At 71.6% G+C, this 3,746-nt stretch carries 3 protein-coding genes; all 3 read right to left on the bottom strand.

From position 1 onward, the window contains the following. Nucleotides 1–113: 113 nt before the first annotated feature. Genes CNO22_RS26155 through CNO22_RS26145 form a run of 3 tightly spaced genes read right to left on the bottom strand, consistent with a single transcriptional unit; the run spans nucleotide 114 to nucleotide 3,491 of the window. On the bottom strand, nucleotides 114–1,172 hold the full coding sequence (locus CNO22_RS26155) for a transketolase family protein (RefSeq protein WP_232807372.1): 1,059 nt from the start codon (nucleotides 1,170–1,172) through the stop codon (nucleotides 114–116). Continuing rightward, a complete protein-coding gene (locus CNO22_RS26150; protein ID WP_100502163.1) occupies nucleotides 1,169–2,044 on the bottom strand; it encodes a transketolase in 876 nt (291 codons plus the stop codon). Before CNO22_RS26150 ends, CNO22_RS26155 begins: the two co-directional genes overlap by 4 nt. A 22-nt stretch (nucleotides 2,045–2,066) precedes the next feature. Continuing rightward, nucleotides 2,067–3,491 carry an MFS transporter gene (locus CNO22_RS26145; RefSeq protein ID WP_100502162.1) on the bottom strand — a complete coding sequence of 475 codons (1,425 nt, stop codon included), beginning with the start codon at nucleotides 3,489–3,491 and terminating at the stop codon, nucleotides 2,067–2,069. Nucleotides 3,492–3,746: the final 255 nt, after the last annotated feature.

Genomic DNA, 3,746 nt, shown 5'->3' with positions numbered 1-3,746 from the left:
AAAGACGACGACCGGACGTACGAGACACAATGAGCGATGGAGGGTGCGCGGAGAGGTGTGTTCTAACGCTGAGGCGACAACGTCGACCTGCACGTAGGGTGTCGTCGGCAGCGTCAGATGTGTATAAGGGAGAGTGCCGGGAGGGCCAGGGCGACGGGCGGGCGGCGCCCGTCGTCCCCGCCCAGCTCGGCCCGCACGCGGGCCACGACGGCGTCGGTCGACAGGCCGTAGCGGTCGTGCAGGGTGGGCAGGGCGCCGGCGGCGAGGAACTCGTCGGGTAGGGCGATGGGCACCACGCGGGTGCCCACCCCGGCGAAGGCCAGGGTCGAGGCGACCGACTCGGCCAGACCGCCGACGACGGTGTGGTTCTCCAGCGTGACCACGAGCCGGTCGGTGCGTGCGGCCCGCAGGACAGCCTCGGTGTCCAGCGGCTTGATGGTCGGCACGTGCAGGACGGCGACGTCCACGTGGTCGGCCTCGAGCCGGGCCGCGGCCTGCAGCGCCCGCATGGTCATCAGCCCGGTGGAGATGAGGACGACGTCCCGGCCGGTGCGCAGCTCGGCGGCCTTGCCGAGCTGGAACCGGTAGTCGTACTCGTCGAGCACCGTGGGCACCGCGCCCCGCAGCAGACGGAGGTAGGTGGGACCGGGTGCGTCCGCCAGGGCCGGCACGGCCTGCTCGATGTCGACCGAGTCGCACGGGTCGACGATGGTCAGGTTCGGGCAGCCGCGGAGGATCGCGAGGTCCTCGGTGGCCTGGTGGCTGGGCCCGTACCCGGTGGTGAGGCCGGGCAGGGCGCCGACGACGTTGACGTTCAGGTTCGGCTCGGCGATGTCGAGGCAGAGGAAGTCGTAGGCCCGCCGGGTGGCGAACACCGAGTAGGTGGAGGCGAACGGCACCAGGCCGACCTCCGCCATCCCGGCCGCCGTCCCGAGCAGCGACTGCTCGGCCATGCCCATCTGGAAAAAGCGGTCCGGGTGGGCGTCGCGGAACACGTGCATGTCGGTGTACTTGGCGAGGTCCGCCGACAGCCCGACGATCTCGGGCCGCTGCTCGGCCAGCCGGTTGAGCGCGTGCCCGAAGGGTGCGCTGGTCGTGCGCTGACCGGGGTCGGCGAACGAGGCGATCATCGCCGAGGTGGTGAGCCGCTTCTTCGGCGCGGTGCTGGTCATCGGGCCATCCCCTCCTGCAGCTGGTCGCGGGCGAGCTGCCACTCGTGCTCCTCCACCCGCATGAAGTGGGCCTTCTCCCGGGCCTCGAGCAGCGGCACCCCGCGCCCGATCCGGGTGTCGCAGATCAACACCGACGGCGAGCCGCGGTGCGCGCGCAGCTCGTCGAAGGCGTCGACGAGCGCGGCGACGTCGTTGCCGTCGACGCGCAAGGCGTGCCAGCCGAAGGCCCGCCACTTGTCGGTCACCGGCTCGGTGCGCAGCACCCCGGCGGTGGGGCCGTCGGCCTGCAGCGCGTTGACGTCGACGATCGCGGTGACGTCGTCCAGGCCGTGGTGGGCGCAGGCGAGTGCGGCCTCCCAGGTCGAGCCCTCGTCCAGCTCGCCGTCGGAGAGCAGGTTGAACACCCGCGCCCCGTTGCCCTGGTGGCGCAGCCCGAGGGCCATCCCGGCGGCCACGGCCAGCCCGTGGCCCAGCGAGCCGCCCGAAATCTCCACGCCCGGCGTGTAGGAGGCCATGGCCGACATCGGCAGTCGCGAGTCGTCGGAGCCGTAGGTCTCCAGCTCCTCCCGCGGGATCGTCCCGGCCTCGGCCAGGGCTGCGTAGAGGGCGATGGCGTAGTGGCCGATGGAGAGCAGGAAGCGGTCGCGGTCGGGCCAGTGCGGGTCCTCCGGGCGGTACCGGAGCTGGTCGGTGTAGACGGTGGCCAGGACGTCGGCCACGCCGAGCGCCTGCCCGATGTAGCCCTGTCCCTGCACCTCCCCCATGTCGAGGGCGTTGCGGCGGATCCGGTACGCGGCCTGGCGGATCCGCTCGATCCGCTCGGCCCGGTCCGCGGTGGCCGGTCCGGCCTGCGGTGTGGTCAGCGAGGTCATGACGTGTTCCTCCTCGTGCGGGTCAGTCGGTCGCCGAGTCGGCCGTCGGCCGACGCTCGGACGAACCGGGACGGGGGGTGGGGACGGCGGACGACGTCCGGAGGGTGCGCTCCAGGGCGGCCACCTCCTCGCGCTCGACCCGACCCCAGGTCTCGCGGGTCACCAGCGCGGCGAGCAGGCCCAGCAGGCCGTAGCCGCTGAACAGCAGCGCCGGGCCGATCCAGCCGTAGCCGGCGTAGAGCGCGGTCGTGATGAGCGGGGTGAACCCGGACACGACGGCCGACATCTGGTAGGCCAGCGACGCGCCGGTGGTGCGGGTCTTGGTCGCGAAGAGTTCCGAGAACCAGGCGCCCTGCACCCCGGCCAGCGAGTTCTGCAGGACCGCGTAGCTGACGACGAACGCGATGACGATCGCCACCGCGGCGCCGGTGTTGACCACGAGGAACAGCGGGATGCCCCACAGCAGGTGCAGCGCGGTGCCCAGCAGGTACACCGGGCGCCGCCCGACGCGGTCGGTGAGCGCGCCCCAGTACGTGGTGGCGAAGATGCCGATCCCGGCGGCGATCATCGTCGCGGTGAGGGTGACCGACCGGTCGGCCAGCTCCTCGGCGGCGACGTACGACAGCATGAACGTGACCGACACCGCGTAGCCGGCGGTCTCGGTGATCCGCAGGCAGAAGGCGCGCAGGATGTTGCGCCAGTCGTCGCGGAGCACCTCGAGCAGTGGGTTCTTGGAGAGCTCGCCCTCCTCCTTGAGCTCCTCGAACTCGGGCGACTCCTCGACCTTGAGCCGGATCACGATGCCCACGACGATCAGGACGGCGCTGAGCAGGAACGGCACCCGCCACGCCCACGAGCCGCCCAGCGGGACGCTGACCAGGAAGGCCAGGTTGGCCAGCAGCAGCCCCACCGGGAAGCCGGCCTGGGTGATGCCGGTGTACAGGCCCTTCTTGCGCCACGGGGCGTGCTCGAAGCACATCAGGATCGCGCCGCCCCACTCCGCGCCGAACGCGAGCCCCTGCACGACGCGGACGATCACCAGCAGGATCCCGGCCCAGATGCCGACCTGCTGGTAGGTGGGCAGGAAGCCGATGAGCACCGTCGCGATGCCCATGAGCAGCAGGGAGCCGACGAGGACCGGCTTGCGGCCGATCCGGTCGCCGAGGTAGCCGCCGATGATCCCGCCGAGCGGGCGCACCGCGAATCCGATGCCCAGCGTGGCGAAGGACAGCAGCGTGCCCGACAACGGGTCGTTCGCGGGGAAGAAGGCGGTGTTGAAGTACAGCGCCGCTGCGATGCCGAAGCCGATGAAGTCGTAGGTCTCGATCGTCGCCCCGACCGAGCACCCGATGGCGACCTTCTTCTTGGTCGGGGTGCCCTCGATCGGGTGCCAGGCGGCGACCTCCTCGAGGTGCGGGTCGCGGATGGGGGGATGACGCTCGGTCATGGTGGTCTCCAGTGCGCGATGGACGGGATCGCGTTCTCTGCCGACTGTTGACAGTCAACTGACGACTAGAGTGGGTGGCGCGCATCACGGTGTCAAGGTCACTTCGCGCCGTCTGCGTCCGTGCAGGTCGGAGCGGGGGCGGCCCGCTCCAGGGCACCGCCGGCCCCGCCCCAGGTCCCGCCCCGGGCTTAGGAAGGGTGGGGAGGACGGGCGGCCCTCCTGCAGGGCCCCGCCGCAAGCATGCGAGCGGTGGAG

This window comes from Geodermatophilus chilensis, assembly GCF_002802985.1.
Classification (GTDB): domain Bacteria; phylum Actinomycetota; class Actinomycetes; order Mycobacteriales; family Geodermatophilaceae; genus Geodermatophilus; species Geodermatophilus chilensis.
Note: the sequence above shows the minus strand (reverse complement) of the source record. Positions and strands in the feature narration are given on the sequence as shown.